Source organism: Zhenhengia sp., from assembly GCF_046966505.1.
Lineage (GTDB): Bacteria > Bacillota > Clostridia > Lachnospirales > Cellulosilyticaceae > Zhenhengia > Zhenhengia yiwuensis.
Map to the genome: position 1 here is coordinate 49,259 of NZ_JBKVCH010000007.1, position 21,965 is coordinate 71,223.

Consider the following 21,965-nt stretch of genomic DNA (forward strand, 5'->3'; position numbering starts at 1 on the left):
GGCTAAAGGTTGAAATTAAAATTTAAGTAAAAGATCAAAAGAATAAATGCAAAAGGTGTGAACCAAGGACCAAAATAATGGGTTCTCATTCACACCTTTTTTATATCCAATATAGAGGGGTGAAGCTTTATGGGAGAGCAAGAACTATTGAGTATGAGAAATATTAGTAAGAATTTTCCAGGCGTTAAAGCACTTTCTCATGTAGATTTCACGCTAAGAAGTGGTGAAATCCATGCCCTTATGGGTGAGAATGGTGCAGGAAAATCGACACTTATAAAAGTACTGACAGGGGTAGAGGAGTTTGAGACAGGGGAGATTAGAATTGCAGGTATAAGTAGACCTATTGTTAATAAATCACCACAGGAAGCACAACTGAATGGGATTAGTACAGTCTATCAAGAGGTTAACTTATGTCCTAACTTGTCTGTTGCAGAAAATATTTTTGTAGGTAGGGCACCTAGAAAAAGAGGTCATATTGACTGGAAGAGGATGAATCAAAAAGCAAGAGAAATGTTAGGGGGCTTAAATATCCAAATTGATGTAACAAAGGCGCTAGAAAATTACTCTGTAGCTATTCAGCAGATGGTAGCTATAGCAAGGGCTGTAGATGTATCTGCCAAAGTACTGATTTTAGATGAACCCACAGCCAGTTTAGATGAGCAGGAAGTACAAAAACTCTTTGGTGTTATGAGACAGCTTAAGAGCCAGGGAGTAGGTATTATTTTTGTTACACATTTCTTAGAACAGGTTTATGAAGTGTGTGATTGTATTACGGTATTACGTAATGGTGCTTTAGTAGGTGAGTACAGAGTAGAGGAGCTGCCACGTGTTCAGCTTGTGGCAAAAATGATGGGGAAAGACTTTGATGACCTAGTGACTATTAAAAAGGAAAAGGCTTTAGATAAAGAAGAGGCTAAAGAGGTGATTGTAAAGGCTAAACAGTTAGGCTGTATGGGAAAAATTAAACCTTTTGACCTGACTATTCATAAAGGAGAAGTCATAGGACTTTCAGGTCTTTTAGGTTCAGGCCGGTCAGAACTTGCTAGAACCTTGTATGGTGCAGATAAGGCAGATGCAGGGAACTTAGAAGTTAAAGCCAATAAGCTTCATATGAGTATGCCCCTTCAGGCTATGAAAGTAGGAATGGCATTTTGTCCTGAAAATAGAAAAGATGAAGGGATTATTGCAGATCTATCTGTAAGAGAAAATATTATTATTGCCCTTCAGGCTAAAAAGGGTGTCTTTAAACTTTTAAGCAAGAAGGAACAAGAAGCGTTTACAGACCGTTATATTGACCTTCTGCAAATTAAGACAGCCCATAGAGACGTGCCTATTAAACAGTTAAGTGGTGGGAATCAGCAAAAAGTCATATTAGGTAGATGGTTACTCACTCAACCGGATTTCCTTATTCTAGATGAACCGACGAGAGGCATTGACATTGGAACGAAGACAGAGATTCAAAAGCTGGTAGTGAAGTTAGCCTCAGAAGGGATGTCCGTTATGTTTATTTCATCTGAAATAGAAGAGATGCTTCGTACTTGCAATCGAATGGCTATTTTAAGAGATGGGCAAAAGGTTGGGGAATTAGAGGAGCATGAACTTTCCGAAGAAAACATTATGAAAGCCATTGCGGGAGGTGGGGCAAATGAGTAAAACGCAGGAAATTGTGAAAAAGATTACAGGTTATCATTTATTTTGGCCACTTTTTTGTTTAGTGATTGTACTCTTATTTAACTTGATTAAAACACCTACATTTTTTGATATTACCATTCAAAACGGTGTACTTTATGGCTATTTGATAGATGTACTGAACCGTTCAAGTGAACTCATTATTCTAGCAGTAGGGATGACACTTGTTGTAGCGGCATCAGGTGGAACAGACATTTCTGTAGGAGCGGTCAGTGCTTTTGCAGGTGCTGTATGTATTTTGGCATTAGGTACAGGGGAGACTTATCAGATTCCTTATATCTTTGGTGTACTCCTTGCCGTTTTAACAGGTGCACTGTGCGGCGCATGGAACGGCTTTTTAGTAGCTAAGATGAAAATACAGCCTATGGTAGCCACCCTTATTTTATTTACAGCAGGTAGAGGCATTGCTCAGCTTATTACAGGGGGAAATATCCTTTATGTAAAAGTAGACTCTTTTAAAAGATTAGGTGCCTTTTTACCTGGGATACCTATTCCAACTCCTATTTTTGTAGCTGTTATTGTAGTCATTGTAACCAGTCTGATTTTAAAGAAGACAGCACTTGGCCTTTACATTCAGTCTGTAGGAATTAACGCTAAGGCAGCTAAGTTAGTAGGTCTTAATGCAACAGTTATTCAGTTCTTATCTTATGTATTTTGCGGATTATGTGCAGGGATAGCGGGGCTTATTATTACATCTCGTATTTATTCTATTGATGCTAATAATGCAGGACTGAATATTGAGCTAGATGCTATTTTGGCAGTAGCATTAGGAGGCAACAGTCTAGGTGGCGGTAAATTCTCCATAGCAGGTAGTGTTATTGGTGCTATTACCATTCAGGCACTTACCACTTCTTTATATGCTATGAAGGTAACGGCTGACCAGTTACCTGTTTATAAAGCTATTGTGGTTATTATTATTGTAGCTTTACAGTCACCAGAACTTAAAAAATGGATGAAACATATGCGTGTTAAAAACAGCACCCAAAATGTAGAAAGGGTGGTGGAACAATGATTAAGAAAGTAAGAGAGCGATTAGATGGGAACAGTTTTCTTCTTATGATTACTATTTTGCTATTCATAGCCCTTTATATTGCAGGGGTACTTATTTTTAGTGATAAAAACTTTGGTAAACCACAAGTATTTTTTAACCTCTTTATTAATAATGCTAGTTTGATTGTAGCAGCAGTAGGTATGACCATGGTACTCATTACAGGAGGTATTGATATTTCCATTGGTTCAGTTATTGGTATGAGTTGTATGATGCTAGCTTGGATGATGGAAAAACAGGCGATGAATCCTGTTGTGAGTATTGTCCTTGTCCTTATTGTAGGAGGCGTATTTGGTCTAGTACAAGGCTTTTTTGTGGCTTATCTTAAAATACAACCGTTTATTGTAACTCTAGCGGGCATGTTCTTTGCGAGAGGTATGACGGCTGTTATTAGTTCAGATATGATTAGTATTACTAATGAGACATTCTTAAAAATGGCTAACTCTAAAATCTACTTACCTTTTCTAGCTACAGTGAATAAAAAGGGGAATCTAGTTTATCCGTATATTTACCCTAGTGTAGTCATTGCAGTAGTGATTTTAATCATTGCCTTCATCGTACTTAGATACACAGCCTTTGGGCGCTCTATCTATGCAGTAGGGGGCAACGAACAGTCCGCTCTTCTTATGGGGCTAAATGTAAGGCGCACTAAGCTGAAAGTTTACGTACTCAATGGTTTCCTAGCAGGTCTAGCAGGCTTTGTATTTTGCCTCAACTCATGCGGTGGTTTCGTAGAACAGGCACGTGGTTTTGAGATGGAAGCCATTGCTTCATCGGTTATAGGGGGAACTCTTCTAACGGGTGGTGTAGGAAGTGTAGTAGGTAGCTTATTTGGTGTACTCATTAAAGGAACTATTGAATCACTTATTACATTCCAAGGCACCTTATCTTCATGGTGGACTAAGATTGTTATTGCAGCACTACTTTGCTTCTTTATTATTCTGCAAAGTATTTTTGCAAAGCTTAAGGATAAGAAAAAATAAGGAAAAATAATAAGTAATAAAAATAAGAATAGGGCAAATACAAACAAAGGAGTGATCAAGGTGAGTAAACAAAAAGTTTGGTTTATTACAGGGAGTCAACATCTTTATGGAGAAGAGTGTTTAAGGCATGTAGCAGAAGATGCTAAATATATAGTCGATACATTTAATCAATCTCCTCATATTTCACTAGGCATTGTATGGAAACCTACAGTAAAGACACCAGAAGAAGTACACACTTTATGTATGGAAGCAAGCAGGGATGAAGATTGTATAGGTGTCATTACTTGGATGCACACCTTCTCACCTTCTAGAATGTGGATTAACGGTTTGAAGGTTTTAACGAAGCCTGTCCTACATCTTCATACACAAAGAAATAGGGAGATTCCTTGGGATACCATTGATATGGACTTCATGAATCTGAATCAATCTGCTCATGGCGATCGAGAGCATGGCTTTATTTATACACGTATGGGTATTAATCGCAAAGTAGTAGTAGGTTACTTTGAAGATGAAAAGGTACAAAAACGTATTGGTAAGTGGGTACGTGTAGCCCTTGCAGCAAGTATGGGACACTCTTTAAAGGTAGCAAGATTTGGAGAGAACATGCGTGAAGTAGCTGTGACAGAAGGGGATAAAGTAGAAGCTCAGGTGAAATTTGGATGGTCTATTAATGGCTATGGTGTAGGTGATTTAGTAGAAGAAATGCAAAAGGTCACAGAAAAAGAAATTGATGAACTTATAGAAATTTATGAAGAGCATTATGACTTTGCACCAGATTGTATAGCTGGTGAGAAGTTCTATGAAAGTGTAAGGGAGCAGGCAAAAATGGAAATGGCCTTAGAGAGATTTTTAGAAGCTAGGGGCTGCAGTGCTTTTACTAACACCTTTGAAGACCTACATGGCATGAAACAGCTTCCAGGACTTGCAACCCAAAGATTAATGGAAAAAGGTTATGGCTATGGTGGTGAAGGGGACTGGAAAGTGGCTGCTTTAACAAGAGTGATGAAGATTATTGCAGATAACAAAGGAACATCTTTTATGGAAGACTATACGTATAACATGGCATCAGAGTATGAATGTGTATTAGGTGCACATATGCTGGAGGTATGCCCAACTATTGCAAGTACAAAGCCACGTATTGAAGTGCATCCATTAAGTATAGGGGATAAGGAAGACCCTGCAAGGCTTGTCTTTAATGGAGATGAAGGTGAAGCAGTCTGTGCATCTCTTATTGATATGGGTGGCAGATTTAGATTAGTCATTGCACAGGTAGAAGGCATAAAACTTGAAAAGGATATGCCAAACTTACCAGTAGCAAGAACTTTATGGAAGCTTAAACCTTCCATGGAGATAGGTGCTACAGCATGGATCTTGGCAGGAGGCGCTCATCACACAGTCTTTTCTTATGAGGTAACGTGTGAGGATTTAGTAGACTGGGCAGAAATGATGGATATTGAATATGTAGTGATTAATGAAAAGACAGATATTTTAGAGCTTAAACAAATGCTTAAAACGAATGAACTTATTTGGAAGTTCAGGTAGGGGGAAGAAATATGGATAAAAAATATGTCATTGGTATTGATTATGGCAGTGATTCCTGTAGGGGCGTTATTGTAGATACCACTAACGGCACTGAACTTGCAAGTCATGTGTTTTACTACCCAAGATGGCAGAAAGGTTTGTATTGCAATGCAGATAAATTCCAATTTAGACAACATCCATTAGACTACATAGAAGGATTAAAGGCTGTTATTGTAAATACTGTAGAAAAAGTAGGACCTGAAGTTACAAAAAATATTGTAGGTATTAGCGTAGATACAACAGGTTCTACACCTTGTGCTATCAATAAGGAAGGAACTCCTCTTGCACTTCTTCCAGAGTTTGCAGAAAATCCTAATGCCATGTTTATTTTATGGAAAGACCATACAGCAGTAAGGGAGGCAACAGAAATTACAAACTATGCTAAGACTTGGGGGGGCACCGACTATACTCAGTATATAGGAGGCGTATATTCTTCAGAATGGTTATGGGCAAAGCTCTTAAAGGTTATAAGAGATGATGAAGCTGTAAGAGAAGCGGCTTATAGCTGGGTAGAACACTGTGACTGGATTCCAGCACTGCTTACAGGTGTAAAAGATGCTAAAGCTATTAAAAGAGGAAGATGTGCTGCGGGACATAAAGTTATGTGGCATGAAGCCTATAATGGACTACCAAGTGAGGAATTTTTCAAAGGTATAGACCCTCTGCTTGAAGGTATGAGAGATAGAATGTTTGAAGAGACTTATACTGCTGATGAAGTAGCAGGTATACTAACAAAAGAATGGGCCAAGACACTAGGACTACCTGAAGGTGTAAAAGTAGGATGTGGCGCCTTTGACTGCCATATGGGTGCTGTAGGTGGCAATATTAGGCCTAAAGCGTTAGTGAAAGTTATGGGAACGTCTACTTGTGATATTTTAATGGAAGATATGGAGATTATGAAAGATATTTTAGTAGAAGGCATATGTGGGCAGGTAGATGGGTCCGTTATTAAAGGTATGCTAGGGATGGAAGCCGGTCAATCTGCTTTTGGGGATGTATATGCTTGGTATAAGAAGCTTTTAGCATGGCCGCTTAAGCATGTGCCCGAAGTGCAAAGAGCAGAGATTGAAAAGAAAATGCTTTATGAACTTGAAAAAGAAGCAAGTGAAGTAGACCCTGTAGAAAGTGGAGTCATTGCAATAGACTGGATGAATGGTAGAAGAACACCTTATGCTAATCAAAACTTAAAAGGTGCTATACTGGGGATTAGCCTAGGAACGGATGCAGCTAAAATTTACAGGGCCTTAATTGAAGCCACAGCTTATGGCGCACGTGCTATTGTAGAACAGTTTAGAAAATGTGGTGCTGAAATTAATGAGGTGATTGCCATCGGAGGTGTTGCTAAAAAGTCTCCACTCAATATGCAGATTGTAGCTAACGTACTCGGGATGCCTATCAATGTAGCCCAGGCGGAGCAGGCTGTAGCCTTAGGGGCAGCAATCTTTGCATCTGTAGTAGGTGGGGTGTATGAAACTGTAGAAGAGGCACAAGCTCACATGGCGAGTCCAACAGAGAGAGTCTATTTGCCAGAACCTAAAATGGTAAAGCTATATAACAAGCTGTATCAGGAATATGCAGAAATAGGCGGCTTTATAGAGAGGGGGAGTAAACTTTGTTAGAAGCATTAAAACAAGAGGTTTATGAAGCAAACTTAGAACTTCCTAAACATGGATTAGTCGTTTATACATGGGGGAATGTAAGCGGCATTGACAGAGAAAAAGGTTTGGTAGTCATTAAACCAAGTGGGGTAGAGTATGATGAACTTAAGCCTAGTGATATGGTTGTTGTAGATTTAGAAGGCAATGTAGTAGAAGGGAGCTACAGACCTTCTTCTGATACACCAACTCACCTAGAACTTTACAAGGCATTCCCTCAAATAGGGGGGATCGTGCATACCCACTCTTCTATGGCAGTAAGCTTTGCACAAGCTGGTCAAAGTGTAACAGCCCTAGGCACTACTCATGCAGATTATTTTTATGGTCCCATTCCTTGTACTAGGGCTATGACGAAGGCAGAGATAGAAGGTGAATATGAGAAAGAAACGGGCAAAGTCATTGTTGAAACCTTTAAAGACATTCATCCACTAGCAGTACCTGGAGTGCTGGTAAGAGAACATGGACCTTTTACCTGGGGGCGCACACCTAAGGAAGCTGTATACCACTCTGTGGTACTAGAAGAAGTGAGCAAGATGGCTTTTCATACAGCGCTTTTAAGAGAAGGAGGCATGACATTAAACATGCAGCAGGAACTGCTAGATAAGCATTTTTTAAGAAAGCATGGTAAAAATGCTTATTATGGGCAGGAGAAGATAGGCTAAGCTAAAAGGAGCTAGACATAAAGTCTAACTCCTTTTTTGTTGTATAAACAGGCACTCTAGGATATACCTAGAGTTCAAGAAAGCTTATCGCTATGAGTATATAGATCGTATCATCTAGGAAAAAATTAACAAGAATATGGATATTATATAGGAAATTAATAGACTAGGGTAAACGTTTTCTAATTGTCTTTTTATGTAAAGTATGCTATATGTAATAAGGACGTAAGGAGGAAAGTATGCCGAATTGTATGGTAAGAATTACAGAGATAAAGATTAGAAACTTAAAGAATGTAAAACAAGGGGAGATAAAGTTTGAAAATTATTCCAAGCTCAGAAAAAATATGAATTTAGAAAAGGGAGATATGCTTGGGATTTATGGCCCCAATGGATCTGGAAAGAGTACCGTTATAGATGCGTGTATTATTTTACAGGCACTTATTTTAGGAGAGGCTTTGCCAGACAAGATGGCATATGTGATTTCAATAGATGAACCTACTGCAGTATTAGAGTTTGAATTTTTTGTTCAAGTTGGGGAGGACAAATATACAGTAGCATATGAGGTAGAACTAGGACGAGATGAAACAGGTGGACATTTAAATGTACTAGGAGAAAAACTAGTCTGTAGTACTTTAAAAGAGGGTAAATGGAAAGTACAACCTATACTCATAGAATATAGGGCGAATGAGGAGGAGTACTTTAAAATAGCGCCTCGTTATAAAAAAGTTCTTGGAGAAGATAGAAAGCTTCTCGTAAGGGACTTACAGCGTTCTTTTATTTTCAATAAACAAAATAAGCAGATTTTTAGAGAGAAACTAGGACTTGGGAATCTTTTAGTGGAAATCTTGCGTACCTTCCATCAATTTGGGTATTTTCAACTGTTTGTTATGGCAACAGGCCATATTGGGATTATGGAGCGCCTAATGGATACTTCCTTAATAATGGGAAATCAATATGAAGTTTTTGTTAGGCGTGTGGAGCAGATGGATAAGGTGATAGGGATTCTTATACCAGGCTTAAACTTAGAGGTAGAGCATCAAGAAGATGGGAAGACTCAAGTTGTTTCTATAAGAGAGGGAAGAAAGATACCTTTAAAATATGAATCAGAAGGAATAAAGAAGTTGATTACTCTTTTAGGTGTACTTATTGCTGTGTATAATAAGCGAAATATTTGTATGATTGTGGATGATTTAGATAATAGAATTTTTGAACCCTTACTTAATCAGCTTATGGAAGTGTTCGCGAGTGAAATGGAAGGGCAACTTATTTTTACAGCTCAAAGTCTAAGCACCTTAGAAAAACTCGATAAGAACCATGTTATTTTTACAACTTTAAATAAGGACAACAAATATATTTATTTAGAAAAGATGCCTCGCAAGAAGAATATGAGGGAAAATTATTTAAAAGAGTTACATTTAAAAGTCCAAAAAGAAAGGCTTTATGCAAGCTCAGATAATGATACGCTCCGAGAAAGTTTAAGAAATGCGGGAAAAATGCGTGAAGTTATAAAATAAATACATATCCGAAATAGAATTTAAGGGATTTCCTTAGATTCTATTTTTTTATTTTAAAAGGGACACCCAGTAGGGCAAGTCTGCGTATTATATTAAAAAGAACCTATTAGTACAAAATAAATAGGTTAAAGGAGGGTTAAGATGAGTAAAGAGAGTTATAATCATGATCATTGCTGTAATGGAGGAACAGAGACGACAGGGGAAAGTATTTTGTCAAGACCGCAAGTTGCTAATGAGTTAAAAGAACTTTTGGGCCAATGTATACTAGTTACTCTAGCACCCAATCAATTAAATATACTCAACCAAGTTTTTAGACCTATTATGTGTGGGAGGTTAATAGAAGTAAGTGATCAGTATATTGAACTAGAAATTGTTAATATTAAAATGAGCAATGCACCAGAGTTTATTTTTCCAACAAAATTAATTATTCCACTTATACAGTTGATTTGGTATATGCCTTTTGATTGTAATACAAGATTTCCATTATATTAGGAGGGGTAGGAAATGACATTATCTGAAAAGTTAAGCCAGGGCATAGGAAGAAGAGCACTTGTGATGATAGAAGTTTTTCCATTCTTTATAGTGGGAACATTAGATGATGTGCAGGGGGACCATATTAATATTATTGCAGAATTTGGGGTACCACTGCAATTCCAAGGAAAAGACTTCAACTTAAATATTGCTAATATAGCAGCTTTATATGTAGAAGAAAATGAGGGGGAAATCCTGCGAATGCAATAGGGATATGGCGAAAGGGAGAGATGTAGATGATTAGACATTTTGATGTATCGGCCATTCAGGTGCCTATTGTATATAATAAATATGGAGACAATGACCCGAATGGGCTAATGTATGTTTTAAATGACAATATAGAAACTATAAGACAAGCAATTAAGGCAAATCCGCTAGGAATGGTAGAGCTTGTACAGCCACTTGTTATAAGAGCACATCAAGGAGACACAGTAGAAATAGCCTTTACAAACAGATTAAACTTTCCTGCATCGATTAATATAAAAGGCTTACCCTATAAAATACAGCAATCAGATGGAGCATTTGTAGGAGATAATGAGAATACAGTAGCGCAGCCAAATGAAACGCTGATTTACACGTGGGAAGCAACTATTCAGGGGACTTTTCATTTTAGTGATTTAGGCAATGCCAAAAGTACAGAGGAAGGTAGCAATATTCATGGACTATTTGGGGCTATTGTAGTGGAGATGCCAGGTAGTAAATGGACTCATCCACAGACAGGGGAGTATCTTAAAAGTGGTGTTTTCGCAGATATTCATCATCCATTTGTACCCGACTGGAGGGAATATGTCACTATTTTCCATGATGAGGCACCTGTTAAGGATAAAAATGGTAATGTGCCAATAGATCCTATGACCAACGCACCCGAAATGACACATTCCATTAACTACAGGGCAGAGCCTATGCGTAATAAAATGCATCTTATTATGCATGAGTCATTGTGTCCTGAATGTGAAGGAGAAGAAGTTCATCATGACTCATGGGTATTTGGGGATCCACCAGATAATGTTTTGCCAAGAGCTTATGTAGGAGACCCTGTAAGATGGCATGTGGTGCATGGTGGTGTACAGGAAACGCATATTTTCCATCTTCACCTTCATCAATGGCTTTCAGAGAAAATGGATCAAGAGTCTTTCCTTAATGACTCAAGAGCATTAAGTCCAGGGCAGTCTTTTACTTTCGATATTTTATATGGAGCAGGTAGCTTGCAGAAAGCTTATGGGGATGTTATTTATCACTGTCACTTATATCCTCACTTTACTGAAGGTATGTGGGGGATTTTTAGAATTCATGATGTGTTTGAGAATGGCACCAGATTTTACCCAGATGGTACACCTATTACAAAGCTTCAGCCTTTACCAGATAGGCCATGTCCACGAAAACCTACACCTAAGAGACCTGGATTTCCACTTTTTATCCCAGGTACAGTAGGCAGGAGGGCTCCCGTTCCACCTATTGGATGGGATAGAACCCATCCAAATGGAGATGATTTTCCAATTACAGAGAAGGAGTGTAACGCACTTGCACCAAATTGGCAGCCCGGGGCACTCTTTGTTAATCCATGCCCAAGATGTACTAAAATCAGACGTTATGATATTGTAGCTATACAGATGGAGCTAACTTATAATGAGGCAGGATGGCATGATCCGGAAGGTAGGTTTTATGTACTCAAAGAAGATGAAGCTGATATAAGGGCAGGCCGTAAGAAACCAGAACCTCTTTATATTAGGGCGAGGGCAGGGGAATGTATAGAGATTCACTTTACCAATAAATTACCTGAACAGCTTGGACCTAATGGCTTTCAACTTTTAACAAATACTATCTTTGCTTCTACACACGTACACTTTGTAAAATTTGATGTTTTATCTTCTGATGGAGCTAACACAGGATGGAACTATCTCACAGGTGCAAGGCATGAACAGGAAGTTATCTTCAGATGGTTTGCAGATGTAGATCTTAAAACTTGTTTCTTCCATGACCACTTATTTGCTAACTCCCATCAATTCCATGGCTTATTTGGTGGATTGATTATAGAACCAGAAGGTTCTACTTTTAGAGATAGTTTTACAGGTAAACCAATGCGTGCAGGAACGCAAGCTATTATTGAAAATCCATTTATCCCAGACTTTAGGGAGTTCTGCCTAGCTGTGCACGATTTTGTACCTCTTTACAATACTAAGAATGAGCCACTTAATCCACCAGAGGTACTAGGTATGATTGGAGATATGGGTGTTATGGCTTTCAACTATACCAATGCACCATTCCAAGTTAGAGGTGGAGAACCTGCGTATGTACTAAGTTCTTATTTACATGGTGATCCATGGACGCCAGTTTTCCAAGGTTATGCGGGTGACCCTGTCAGAGTAAGGCTTTTAGATGGTGCGCATGAAGAATCTCATTCTATTAACTTTAATCGATTCATCTGGCACAGAGACCGAATGGATGTAGATTCACCACTTACTCAGCAACAGCATATTGGTATTTCAGAGGCTTTTACTTTTGAATTTGAGCTTCCATCCAATGATTATAATCAAGATTTTGATACACTGTACTATTCAGGAGCAATAGATGATTTGTGGTTAGGAACATGGGGGATTACTAGAGTAAGAGGTACTTCTGTACCATTTCTTAAGAAACTACACGATAGGCCTAAATTGCCAGCAAGGACACAGCCATTACCTCGTCGAACAGGTATGCCACCTCAAAAGGCAGTACACCCAGGTAATCCTTATCCAGAAGGTGCTAAAGTGAATTACATTCATGTAGCAGCTGTTCAGGTGCCTATTGAATATAACAAATTTGGAGATCGGGATCCATTTGGTATGGTTTTTGTACCTTTTGACCAGGCAGAGGATGTATTAGAAGGCAAAATGAATCCGAAACCTTTTATTTTTACTATTAATGGAGGAGAAGGCATTGAATTGACGCTAACCAATCTTATGAAAGAAGAGGTAGAGGTGCCACAATTCCCAGAGGTGCCTGTTCAAGCAGAGTGGCCATATAGTCCAAGAGTTTCTATGCATAGTCAATATGCCATTTATGATGTACTAGGTTCTGATGGTGCTACAGTAGGTTTTAATCCAGATCAGACTATAGGTGTAGGCGAGAGCATTACTTATAGGTGGTACTATGAAGAGATGGTTAATGAAGCTTTAGTTGTAGATTTAGCAGATGTGATGAATCATAGAAAACATGGATTATTTGGGGCTATTGGTGTAGTAGAAGCAGGCTCAAAGCATTATGATTCCTTTAGTGGTGAACTAAAGGATTTAGGTGAGCAGTTGACCATCACGAATCCATTCATTCCAAATTATAGACAATTTATTGTTATGCCACACAATGGTATTTATCTTGAAAATAAAGGGGGAGAAATTCTGCCACCAGGTGCGGAGGAAGAATTTGATGATGAAGACCAAGGTATGAAGGGGTATAACCTTAGAAGTGAGCCATTCCTTAATAGATTAGAAGCTGGGGGAGAGATTAGTGAAGTGTTTGCTTCGCAAGGCGTGGGTGATCCAAGTACACCAATTCTGTATGCTAGAGTAAATGACCCTGTAACGGTTAAAGTCTTAATGCCAGCAGATAAACCAAGAGCCACCACGTTTGACTTACATGGTCATGCAAGTTATGCAGAAAGTGAAGATAAATACTCTGAGATTATAGGTGTACAAGGCGCAATCACTATTGGCGGCGATTACAAGAGAGAATTATTAGAAGGTGCTTCAGGCGGAACAGGTGAGCCAGGGGATTATATGTACCGTTCAGCTAATATTACGTGGGATATAGAACAAGGTATGTGGGGCATTATGAGAGTATTACGTCAAGATAATGAAAAGATTATTCCATTAAATGTGGTTTAAATTTTAGTTTTACTAAAAAAGTAAAAGCTATGATATACTAACAGTAAAAGTGAAATGAAGTAGAAAGAGAGAAATACCATGGCAAAAGTTTATCAGTTCCCAGGTAACGGGAAAAATACACAAAAAGTTAAAGCAAATCCAAATCCGATTCGTTCTGAAGAGGAGATGCAGCTTAAAAATACAGTGGCACTGCTTATTGTAAGCTATGAAGAAAGTAAAAGAGGTCTTGAAGAGATTAAGGCTGAGATTAAAGAGCTTGATGGTATGCATCTTAAAAGTGCTAAGGAAGTCATAAAATCTATTAAGGATTTGAATAAACGTTTTCTCAAATATGGTGTTAGTGTAGGGGGATACAGATTTATTGCTTCAGATGAAAGGGAAGTGATTTATACTAATGCCAATGAACTTTTTTACGTATGTGAAGATGATGAAAATGCGACTACTTATTTAGCGGGGGCTTTTATTGAGCAGTTTAATCATTATAAGTTTACCCTTCTACTAGATGAAAGTATTTATCATATTTTAGATGAACGTATGTATGAACTCGAAATCACAATTAAAACTTTAAAGAATACAAAGATTTAAGACTAAAGAAAAGCGTTGAGACTTATAAAAAGATAGTGTATTTGGCATACTAATTTCTAAAAAGGAGGAATGACTTATGCCAAAATTAAGATGTACAGTAGATAACTGCTCTTATAATAAAGAACAATATTGTACCCTTAACGCTATTAATGTGGATGGAAATGGAGAAGGTGCAACGAATGTAGAAGATACATGCTGTGCCAGCTTTGATGCAACAGAATATACTTTAAGTAATAAAGAACATGTAGTTCAAGCTGTCGTAGATGTAAAATGTACTGCGGATAATTGCATTTTTAACCACCATACAGTTTGTAATGCAGAAGAAATCGGTATTGCAGGTGCTTCTACGTGTACTTGTAGCCATGATACACAATGTGGAACATTCCGTTGTGGAAGAGATTAAAGAATTAGAAATATAAAATACAAAAAAGAAGCAGTTTACTGCTTCTTTTTTATCATTAAGTGTCTTTTGAAAGTTTTTGAGAATTTTTTTCAAAAAAGTATTGAAAAACATTCTCAACTATGGTAATATAATCTTACCACAGACAAAAGCAATTACATATATTTCAAACTATTAACAACCTCCATCGTTAATAGAAAAGACCACCAGAAAATCCCTCTCTGGTGGTCTTTTGGTTTTTAAATGTGAATGTCTATACCCGTATTTTAGGTTTAACTTAAGCACCTTTAATAATTTTGCGACATAAGATATAAAATAAAGAATAAATATTGACAATATAGATTATTAATGTGCAAAATGGAACATTTATATTATAGGGAATGTGAAGTTTTTGAGAGAGCAATGGGGGTAGACAGATGGGGGATTCCGAAAATTTACTTATTGCGAGTGAAAGGTCAATGAAATGTTTAAAAAATTATTTAGCGATTGTACGCTCTCTTCAGAATGAGGCTATTGAAAATCTAAAGAATACAAGTAAGGAAATAATAGAAAAGAACAGGAAAAATGAATCTCAAGATAAGTTTGAAGAGATAGAACAATCTTTAGAAGCCTTTTATGAAGCTGTTAAATTGTATCAAATAAGCATAGATAAGAAAATTACAGTATTAGATGAAATGAATGCTATAGAGAGTAAATATTTGGAGAAGCAAGATATTGAAGTGGAAGTATTAGATAAGGAACACATTGATCATAAGCGTATTTCAGGGAATGAAGAGGTTAGTGTTCGTAAGAAAATAAAGCGACATAAGAAGATACCTACTGAAAATATAAATTCAAGAAGTTGTAAGAGAGTTAACCATTACTGTAACAAAAAGAGGCCTCTTACGAACTATAGTTATTATGGTAGAGAGTATGAACCTTTCTTTTATAGGTATTGTGATAGGACTTATGATTTTTGACATTGCGATTAATGCAGAAATACTAAAGGATAAAAGATAGAAAATTGATATATTTTAATGAATTATGTAATCATAAGGCACACTTTAAGGTAAAGGACATAGTATATTAGAGACATAAATAAAAGATTATTAAAAGCAATAAGGAACAAGGTACGGCATTAAGCACTAAAATGCAGTTTAAAATTACCTTACTAAATATTATATAAAAGGAGGAGTTTTAAATGATTAAAGAAGTATTTGGGCAAGATGCTATGACTCAATTTATGAAAGAGGTATTCCCAGAAGGGACAGAAGGTAGTACAGAAAGCCTTGAAGCACGTTTTGGATGGCTTGATTGTGGTTTTTGCCCTATCCTTTGGCCAGTTGCTATTTCTATTGCAGCAGTTGAATTTGGGATTGCAGGGGTACTAGTAAGTGCAGCTTTAACTAATAATGTTGGAGAACTTAATGCTCTTGCTGCTATTATTGGAAATACTGCTACCTTTGAACAACAATCTGCTGGCAAACTTAATGCTTTATGTAAATGTAAAGATAGAGATCATAATTATCCATGTGTATAATACTATTGGTTTAATGATTTAATTCTTTATAGTAAAGGATAAGTTGATATTTTATAAAAATAAGATATCAAAAATTATTTTAAGAGCTTGAGAGTAGAGATGCTCTCAAGCTTTTTTCTTCTTGTTTTTAAGAAAAACTGGGAAAGGTTAACATTTGTTATTTTTGCACTATGAGCCCTAGTGGTATAATAAATCTATATCAATGAAATGGGGGCGATAAAAATGGAAAAAGTAGTAAGCTGTATAGCTTGTGGCAAAGTAGATAAAGAGCATACTTTATACAATAATGAATTACATGATGATGAAAGATTTCAAATGCTTGTAACTTCAGATGGACAAAATCCAGTACTTTGCTTTGAGTGCTATGATGAACTATTAGAAATTACAGCAAGACTTTATAAGCTCTTTAATGAAGATACAGAAAAAATGATTCAGCTTTTAACAAGAAGTGATATTTTACATTGTTTACAAAATAAACTTTGTTTATAGAAGTCTAAATAAAATGCCCTTTACACATTTAAGTGTAGAGGGCATTTTTGATTTATTTAATTAAGTTTCATATAGTCTACTATGCCTTTTACGATTGCTGTAGCACATTGTATTCGATAGGCATCTGAGCGTAGTAGCCGTGCTTCAGGTTTATAATCCATAAAACCACATTCACATAAAATAGCAGGCATATGTGTTTCTCTTAAGACAAAAAAGTTAGCAGTTTTAACACCACGGTTGCGGCGTTTAGTATGGATAATAAGTTGCTTCTGAACAATTTGGGCAAGTTTGAAACTACATGAACTACCAGTGGATAGATAATAGGTTTCGATTCCATTGGCTGTTCCCCAATTTTCACTCATAGCATTAGCATGTATAGAGATAAAAATACTATTAATATTAGTCTTACCATGGAGCCAAATGAAATTTTGTAAATAAGTATTTGCTCTGCTACATCTAACGCTTAAGGGAATATCTTTCTCTTCCTTTGATACCCATTTAACTAGACAGTCATATTTTTGGAGTTGTTTAATCATTTCTTTAACAACGGCTTGGTTAAATGAGCGTTCATGCATAAAACTGCCATCTTCAAAGAGTGGTGTCCTTTTCCCTGCGGTGTCCATACCGTGGACAGCATCTAAAATAATAAGGTTTCTCACCCTTAATCATCTCCTATAAAATTGTTGCATTATAATATATGAAGATGTAGCGGCATAACGATACCTTAAAGTTAATCAGATTTGTGAGCTTAATCCAGACAGAAGAATAGGTTGAAGATTGAGATTATTTTGTTTACGGTATAAAACAATGAATTTAAAATAAATATTGGGAGTACAGGTTATCTTTTAGGATGTGAGTGGTAACCAATATAGGAGGCAGATAAAGTGAAAAAGATATTTAAGAAATTACTTATAGTAGGTGTAGCCGTTATAATGGTCATGCCATGTCAGGCAAGAGGCTTAATAAATATTTATTATAATGAACAAGAAGTATACTTAGAGCAAGAACCTAAGCTCATTGATGATACCGTATTGCTGCCGCTTAGAGCATTATCGCAGCAATTAGGTTATAGCGTTAATTGGGATCAGGAAACAAGACAAATTGAAACTAGTATGGGAAACAGAAGATGCACTAGTATTTAAATATTATAGTATTACTGAAGGGATAGACAAAACAGTTACATGTCTACTGGGAGAATAAAAGATGAGTAAAAAGTGGAAGAAAATTTCATAAAGGAGAAGTCTATAATGAAAATGCTAGAAACTGAACGTTTAATACTTAGGGAGTGGCAGGAAAGTGATGCTACTGACCTATTTGCATTTAGTAAAAGTCCAAGTGTTATGCAGGCGGGTTGGAGAACCCATCAGAATAGGGATGAAAGCCTTCAATATATCCGTGCATCTATTAAGTATCAAGAATCTTGGGCCATTGTATTAAAAGAGAGCCATAAGGTTATTGGAACAGTTGAACTTTCTGATAGTAATAGATATGATAGATATAAAGAGATAGCCTATATTTTATCAGATGATTATCAGAATAAAGGCTATGCCACAGAAGCTGTAAAGCGTGTACTAACACATGCTTTTAGTGAACTTGATTTAATGGTCGTAGCAGTTTGTCATTATCCGTCTAATATAAAATCCAAACGTGTGATTGAAAAATGTGGCTTCACTTATGAAGGGACATTACGGGGGTACAGCCGAAACTTAGAAGATAGCGTGAGATACTCCATGACCAAAGAGGAATGGGAGAGCTTATGAAAACGCCAGAAGAAATCCAAAAACGTTATTCACAAATTATGAAGCAATCAAGTATGCAGATATTTTTAGTGCCTCTGCTTGCTATTGCAATGATAGTAGGGGTAGCAATGCATTCTCAAATCATTGCCTTAATAGGAATGCTACCTATAATCGTCTATATGCTATGGTTTAGGTTGGTAGTCTATAGATGTCCAAAATGTGGACATCTATTTGACCGATATCAAATTTATACATATGAGTGTAAACATTGTAAGACAAAGTTCGGAAGAAGGTAAGACAAAAAATCGGGAGGCTTATAATCAATTTATGCAAAAGTTCTCTAAGGATAAGGAGAGATTTGTTATAGAATTAAAACGGGAGCATAAAGTTGTTAGAGTAATTCACTTATTCCAGGTGAATAACCGTGCTGTTTGGGCTTATGAAATAGGTTATGCCTATGAGGCCGTATCCTATGTAATGCAATAGTGTTTTGATGATGTAGAAAGTAATACAGCATGGATAAGAGGACTAGATTTCTATATAGAAAATGAAAAAGGGAAGAAGTTTGAAAAGATAACAAATGGTATTACAGCAACGGGCAAGAAGGATTCACCCATGATGAACTCCCATCGTTTAGAGAGTTCTTTCTTTTCCGAAAGCAAGGAACTCACCATGTATATTACAGGGGTAGAGTGGCTAGATAAAGATATGCAAAGGCTTAGATTAGATCTCAAAAATGTTCAGGCAGACAAGTTACCACAAAACTGCTTGTTTGAGAGAGCAGAGAAGAAAGAAAAAGGTTGGCTTTTAACCTTTATAGGGAAGCAATACGAAGAAGAGAGCTCCCATCAAATATGGCAAAGCGATTATTATGATGAACAAGGTCAAAAATATCATTTCAACAGTTGGTCAACCTATAGTAGGAAGTGGGATGAAGAAACAGATAAATATGTGGAGTCGCCAGGTACCTTCCATGTAGAAATACCACTTATAGATTACCCCTATGATACAGTCTATATGTCACCTAATTTTACCAGGCGAGTAGAGCTTCCTGCACCAGTGGTTATCAAAATTAAATAGAATGAGAAGCTATAGGTCTTAATAATAAGGTCTATGGCTTTTTTTATGATGTTCTATTGGTGCAAAAGTGATTCAGTACAGTATTTGCAGTAAATCCAGCATCTTGTATCCATAAGTATTGCGCCTATAGATGCAAAATATTTTTTGAATGTTTGATATTTATTATAAAATTATATTATAATCAAACTATATATAGGCAAGTAACGGAGAACTTATTGATATGGGGGGAGTTCGGTGAAAAAGGTTATTATAAAGAAAGAGATGTTTTATTCATTACTGATACCTTATGTTTTATTAGGTATTGTCGGATTAATATCTTTTAGATATATGTATACGACATCTATAAAAAATGTGAATAATGAAGTTATTCGAGGTAACTATTCTATACTCAATAAAATCGTAAGGGAAATCGATTATTTAGTAAGTGATATTGAAAGATTAGTGATAGAAGTAGATTCTAATCCGAGGTTTGCAAGGATTTTAAACTTAGATAAAAATAGGACAGGCTCAGATAACTATAAACTTGCTATGGGAATTAATGAACTAAAAAAAATAAAGAAATATAATTACCTTATTGAAGATCTTATTTTATATTACCATAAGGGTGATTTTTTTATAAATGCATTAGGTATAAGGGATGCAGACTTATTATACACAGATTATTTGTTAGGGGAGAATAAGAATCAAGAAGAATGGAATCAAAAACTTAAGGAAAATTATCCAATAGGGAAGCTGATTAAAATATTAGATGAGATATTTTATATTGTTACAATTCCTACGAATGAAACAGTAGAGTATTCCAATGTTATTGTTAAAGTCAATACGGAGCAGTTTAATGCATTGATTGGAAGCTATAATAATCTTAATGAGGGCAAATTCTATATTTTAGATCGAGATTTTGAGCTTTTAGCGTCAAATGATGCTGATGGGTCTAGCAGTTTTGAAAAAGATATAGAGAATTTAAGAGCAGTAACAAGTACATTAAGCAATCAAGAAATAGGGAGTATTACTCTAAATAGTCAAAAGTACAGGGTATTTTATATTGAAGAAAATAGTTCAGATTTACACTACATATGGATGATAGAAGAGTATCAATTAAGAGCTAAATCAAGCTTTATTTTAGTTGCTTTTACAGGTATGGGGGTAGCATTTGTCCTGTTACTGATTTTAGGAATCAAGGGTGTTAAAAAAAATTATAAGAAAATAGAGCATATAATAAATCGATTAAGCAAAAGTAATTTATCTATAGAAGATCATAAGTATTCGGAGGTCACTTATATCAATAGCATTTTGAATAATATAGAGAAAAAATTAAAGAGTCAAGAAAAGATTATGATAGAAAGTATTCTACGTAAAGCGCTTTATGGCCTAATAGAAGAGACAGACGAAAATTATGCCTACATCTTAAAAAATCAAAAGACCCTTTGCACCCAAGGAAGTGTTATCACTCTTTTTGAGGATATGGATATAGAGAGAAAAAAGGCTAAAGATTTAAAGCTTAGTATTTTTATGATAGAGAATATTATTAAAGAAATTTTTAATGGGAATATCATGAGCTGGGTCATTCCTCTTAATGATTGGTATGTTATTATACTGAATGGGCAGGAAGAAGATGAAAATGAATTAGACTATATTTTAGAAGGCGTTGAAAGGACAAGGAAATTTTTAGCTGAGCAGCTTAAAATCGAGTACACTATAGGGGTTTCAAGCCCTATCATAGGGATCAGTAACTTTGGCGCCGGGTATAAAGAGGCATTAGAGGCGCTAGAGGAAAAGCAGATTATAGGTACGAAGCAAATGATTTATTATGGAAATATAGAAGAGCATCATAATCAATATGAATTTGATCAAACAAAACATAAGCAGTGGATAAATTCTCTGAAATTGGGTGATAGTGAGAAGGCTCATAAAATGATTGAGGAAATTTATCAAATTAATTTTAAGGAAAAGCAGATTTCAGCCGAATGTGGAAGACTTTTATTGCTTGACTGTCTAGAGACAATCAAACAGGTAGCAAAAGAATTAAACATTAGTCTAGAAATAGATACAAAGGATGTATTTAAAAAATCCTATACGGTTTATGATATAAGAGACAAAATAGATGATCTTATAGAAGAGATCTGTAAAATAACAGATCAAGTCAAAGAAAATGCTAAGGAGAGGGAAGAAAGAATTATTCAATATATTAAAGAGCATTATAAGGATATGAATCTCAATGTAGCTACAGTCGCTGACCAGTTTGAACTGAATGCGTCTTATCTCTCACGCTTATTTAAAGAGCAAACAGGAGAAAATCTATTAAGCTATATTAATAAATATAGAGTAGAACAGGCTAAGAAATTACTTCAAGGTACTACCAAGACGCTGATTAAGGTAGCTGAAGAGACAGGTTTCCTTAATACAGCAGCTTTAACGAGAGCTTTTAAGAAATACGAAGGGGTTACGCCGGGACAGTATAAAGAAATCTATGGGAATAAGAAATAATTTATAAATAAGGTAGTTATCCTTTTGTTATCTGATAAGATTAAGAAACGGATAGCTACCTTTTCCTATTTTATAAGCCTAAAAGCCTTTGTAAAGGCTAAAATTACTAAAGAAAAGTAAGAAAATATATAGGAGGTAAAAAAATGAAG

The 21,965-nt window shown here is 36.1% G+C and carries 21 protein-coding genes; 20 read left to right on the forward strand and 1 reads right to left on the reverse strand.

The window, feature by feature from the left end; translation table 11 throughout:
• Positions 1–129 precede the first annotated feature (129 nt).
• The 15 genes from ACLTBU_RS09270 to ACLTBU_RS09340 all read left to right on the forward strand — a co-directional run bounded on the left by ACLTBU_RS09270 (position 130) and on the right by ACLTBU_RS09340 (position 16,513).
• A complete protein-coding gene (locus ACLTBU_RS09270) occupies positions 130–1,653 on the forward strand; it encodes a sugar ABC transporter ATP-binding protein (RefSeq protein WP_412218647.1) in 1,524 nt (507 codons plus the stop codon).
• Complete coding sequence (locus tag ACLTBU_RS09275; RefSeq protein WP_412218648.1) at positions 1,646–2,701, forward strand: ABC transporter permease; 1,056 nt, start codon at positions 1,646–1,648, stop codon at positions 2,699–2,701. Before ACLTBU_RS09270 ends, ACLTBU_RS09275 begins: the two co-directional genes overlap by 8 nt.
• Positions 2,698–3,720, forward strand: a complete 1,023-nt coding sequence (locus ACLTBU_RS09280; protein WP_412218649.1) for an ABC transporter permease subunit — start codon at positions 2,698–2,700, stop codon at positions 3,718–3,720. Before ACLTBU_RS09275 ends, ACLTBU_RS09280 begins: the two co-directional genes overlap by 4 nt.
• Positions 3,721–3,771: 51 nt before the next feature.
• Positions 3,772–5,262: an L-arabinose isomerase gene (gene araA / locus ACLTBU_RS09285; protein ID WP_412218650.1), complete on the forward strand. Its 1,491-nt coding sequence runs from the start codon at positions 3,772–3,774 to the stop codon at positions 5,260–5,262.
• Between the two features lie 11 nt (positions 5,263–5,273).
• Positions 5,274–6,920 carry a ribulokinase gene (locus ACLTBU_RS09290; protein WP_412218652.1) on the forward strand — a complete coding sequence of 549 codons (1,647 nt, stop codon included), beginning with the start codon at positions 5,274–5,276 and terminating at the stop codon, positions 6,918–6,920.
• Positions 6,914–7,618: an L-ribulose-5-phosphate 4-epimerase gene (locus tag ACLTBU_RS09295; RefSeq protein WP_412218653.1), complete on the forward strand. Its 705-nt coding sequence runs from the start codon at positions 6,914–6,916 to the stop codon at positions 7,616–7,618. The genes ACLTBU_RS09290 and ACLTBU_RS09295 overlap by 7 nt, the downstream gene beginning before the upstream one ends.
• Before the next feature lie 236 nt (positions 7,619–7,854).
• Entirely contained in the window at positions 7,855–9,129 is a 1,275-nt protein-coding gene (locus tag ACLTBU_RS09300) for an AAA family ATPase (RefSeq protein WP_412218654.1), read from the forward strand.
• Between the two features lie 141 nt (positions 9,130–9,270).
• Positions 9,271–9,621, forward strand: a complete 351-nt coding sequence (locus ACLTBU_RS09305) for a hypothetical protein (protein WP_177671377.1) — start codon at positions 9,271–9,273, stop codon at positions 9,619–9,621.
• Between the two features lie 12 nt (positions 9,622–9,633).
• Positions 9,634–9,870 carry a hypothetical protein gene (locus tag ACLTBU_RS09310; protein ID WP_412218656.1) on the forward strand — a complete coding sequence of 79 codons (237 nt, stop codon included), beginning with the start codon at positions 9,634–9,636 and terminating at the stop codon, positions 9,868–9,870.
• A 26-nt stretch (positions 9,871–9,896) separates the two neighbouring features.
• Positions 9,897–13,520: a multicopper oxidase domain-containing protein gene (locus ACLTBU_RS09315; RefSeq protein WP_412218657.1), complete on the forward strand. Its 3,624-nt coding sequence runs from the start codon at positions 9,897–9,899 to the stop codon at positions 13,518–13,520.
• Positions 13,521–13,598: 78 nt separating this feature from the next.
• Complete coding sequence (locus tag ACLTBU_RS09320) at positions 13,599–14,105, forward strand: hypothetical protein (RefSeq protein ID WP_177671380.1); 507 nt, start codon at positions 13,599–13,601, stop codon at positions 14,103–14,105.
• Between the two features lie 76 nt (positions 14,106–14,181).
• Complete coding sequence (locus ACLTBU_RS09325; RefSeq protein ID WP_177671381.1) at positions 14,182–14,508, forward strand: DUF1540 domain-containing protein; 327 nt, start codon at positions 14,182–14,184, stop codon at positions 14,506–14,508.
• Between the two features lie 413 nt (positions 14,509–14,921).
• Complete coding sequence (locus tag ACLTBU_RS09330) at positions 14,922–15,464, forward strand: hypothetical protein (RefSeq protein ID WP_412218658.1); 543 nt, start codon at positions 14,922–14,924, stop codon at positions 15,462–15,464.
• Positions 15,465–15,685: 221 nt separating this feature from the next.
• A complete protein-coding gene (locus ACLTBU_RS09335; protein WP_412218659.1) occupies positions 15,686–16,024 on the forward strand; it encodes a hypothetical protein in 339 nt (112 codons plus the stop codon).
• Between the two features lie 222 nt (positions 16,025–16,246).
• Positions 16,247–16,513, forward strand: coding sequence for a hypothetical protein (locus ACLTBU_RS09340; protein ID WP_177671384.1), 267 nt, complete (start codon positions 16,247–16,249; stop codon positions 16,511–16,513).
• 56 nt (positions 16,514–16,569) lie between these two features.
• Here ACLTBU_RS09340 and ACLTBU_RS09345 read toward each other — a convergent pair whose 3' ends face one another.
• Entirely contained in the window at positions 16,570–17,172 is a 603-nt protein-coding gene (locus ACLTBU_RS09345; RefSeq protein ID WP_412218660.1) for an N-acetylmuramoyl-L-alanine amidase family protein, read from the reverse strand.
• A gap of 225 nt (positions 17,173–17,397) precedes the next feature.
• On the opposite strand from ACLTBU_RS09345, the gene ACLTBU_RS09350 reads away from it, so the two are divergent.
• From ACLTBU_RS09350 to ACLTBU_RS09370, 5 genes are all read left to right on the forward strand, one after another.
• A complete protein-coding gene (locus tag ACLTBU_RS09350) occupies positions 17,398–17,655 on the forward strand; it encodes a stalk domain-containing protein (protein ID WP_412218661.1) in 258 nt (85 codons plus the stop codon).
• 105 nt (positions 17,656–17,760) lie between these two features.
• Positions 17,761–18,273: a GNAT family N-acetyltransferase gene (locus ACLTBU_RS09355; protein ID WP_412218662.1), complete on the forward strand. Its 513-nt coding sequence runs from the start codon at positions 17,761–17,763 to the stop codon at positions 18,271–18,273.
• Positions 18,270–18,548 (forward strand): hypothetical protein, encoded by a 279-nt coding sequence (locus ACLTBU_RS09360; RefSeq protein WP_412218663.1) that lies wholly within the window; start codon positions 18,270–18,272, stop codon positions 18,546–18,548. The genes ACLTBU_RS09355 and ACLTBU_RS09360 overlap by 4 nt, the downstream gene beginning before the upstream one ends.
• A gap of 319 nt (positions 18,549–18,867) precedes the next feature.
• On the forward strand, positions 18,868–19,332 hold the full coding sequence (locus ACLTBU_RS09365) for a hypothetical protein (RefSeq protein WP_412218664.1): 465 nt from the start codon (positions 18,868–18,870) through the stop codon (positions 19,330–19,332).
• 234 nt (positions 19,333–19,566) lie between these two features.
• Positions 19,567–21,816, forward strand: a complete 2,250-nt coding sequence (locus tag ACLTBU_RS09370; protein ID WP_412218665.1) for a helix-turn-helix domain-containing protein — start codon at positions 19,567–19,569, stop codon at positions 21,814–21,816.
• The last annotated feature ends 149 nt before the right edge of the window (positions 21,817–21,965 follow it).

What these genes read in the sequence shown, in the direction of transcription:
- ACLTBU_RS09330 (WP_412218658.1), top strand. Translation starts at nt 14,922, where the DNA reads ATGGGGGATTCCGAAAATTTACTTATTGCGAGTGAAAGGTCAATGAAA.
- ACLTBU_RS09365 (WP_412218664.1), top strand. Translation starts at nt 18,868, where the DNA reads ATGATGAACTCCCATCGTTTAGAGAGTTCTTTCTTTTCCGAAAGCAAG.
- ACLTBU_RS09310 (WP_412218656.1), top strand. Translation starts at nt 9,634, where the DNA reads ATGACATTATCTGAAAAGTTAAGCCAGGGCATAGGAAGAAGAGCACTT.
- ACLTBU_RS09320 (WP_177671380.1), top strand. Translation starts at nt 13,599, where the DNA reads ATGGCAAAAGTTTATCAGTTCCCAGGTAACGGGAAAAATACACAAAAA.
- ACLTBU_RS09325 (WP_177671381.1), top strand. Translation starts at nt 14,182, where the DNA reads ATGCCAAAATTAAGATGTACAGTAGATAACTGCTCTTATAATAAAGAA.
- ACLTBU_RS09315 (WP_412218657.1), top strand. Translation starts at nt 9,897, where the DNA reads ATGATTAGACATTTTGATGTATCGGCCATTCAGGTGCCTATTGTATAT.
- ACLTBU_RS09270 (WP_412218647.1), top strand. Translation starts at nt 130, where the DNA reads ATGGGAGAGCAAGAACTATTGAGTATGAGAAATATTAGTAAGAATTTT.
- ACLTBU_RS09355 (WP_412218662.1), top strand. Translation starts at nt 17,761, where the DNA reads ATGAAAATGCTAGAAACTGAACGTTTAATACTTAGGGAGTGGCAGGAA.
- ACLTBU_RS09280 (WP_412218649.1), top strand. Translation starts at nt 2,698, where the DNA reads ATGATTAAGAAAGTAAGAGAGCGATTAGATGGGAACAGTTTTCTTCTT.
- ACLTBU_RS09275 (WP_412218648.1), top strand. Translation starts at nt 1,646, where the DNA reads ATGAGTAAAACGCAGGAAATTGTGAAAAAGATTACAGGTTATCATTTA.
- ACLTBU_RS09340 (WP_177671384.1), top strand. Translation starts at nt 16,247, where the DNA reads ATGGAAAAAGTAGTAAGCTGTATAGCTTGTGGCAAAGTAGATAAAGAG.
- ACLTBU_RS09360 (WP_412218663.1), top strand. Translation starts at nt 18,270, where the DNA reads ATGAAAACGCCAGAAGAAATCCAAAAACGTTATTCACAAATTATGAAG.
- ACLTBU_RS09305 (WP_177671377.1), top strand. Translation starts at nt 9,271, where the DNA reads ATGAGTAAAGAGAGTTATAATCATGATCATTGCTGTAATGGAGGAACA.
- ACLTBU_RS09290 (WP_412218652.1), top strand. Translation starts at nt 5,274, where the DNA reads ATGGATAAAAAATATGTCATTGGTATTGATTATGGCAGTGATTCCTGT.
- ACLTBU_RS09335 (WP_412218659.1), top strand. Translation starts at nt 15,686, where the DNA reads ATGATTAAAGAAGTATTTGGGCAAGATGCTATGACTCAATTTATGAAA.
- ACLTBU_RS09300 (WP_412218654.1), top strand. Translation starts at nt 7,855, where the DNA reads ATGCCGAATTGTATGGTAAGAATTACAGAGATAAAGATTAGAAACTTA.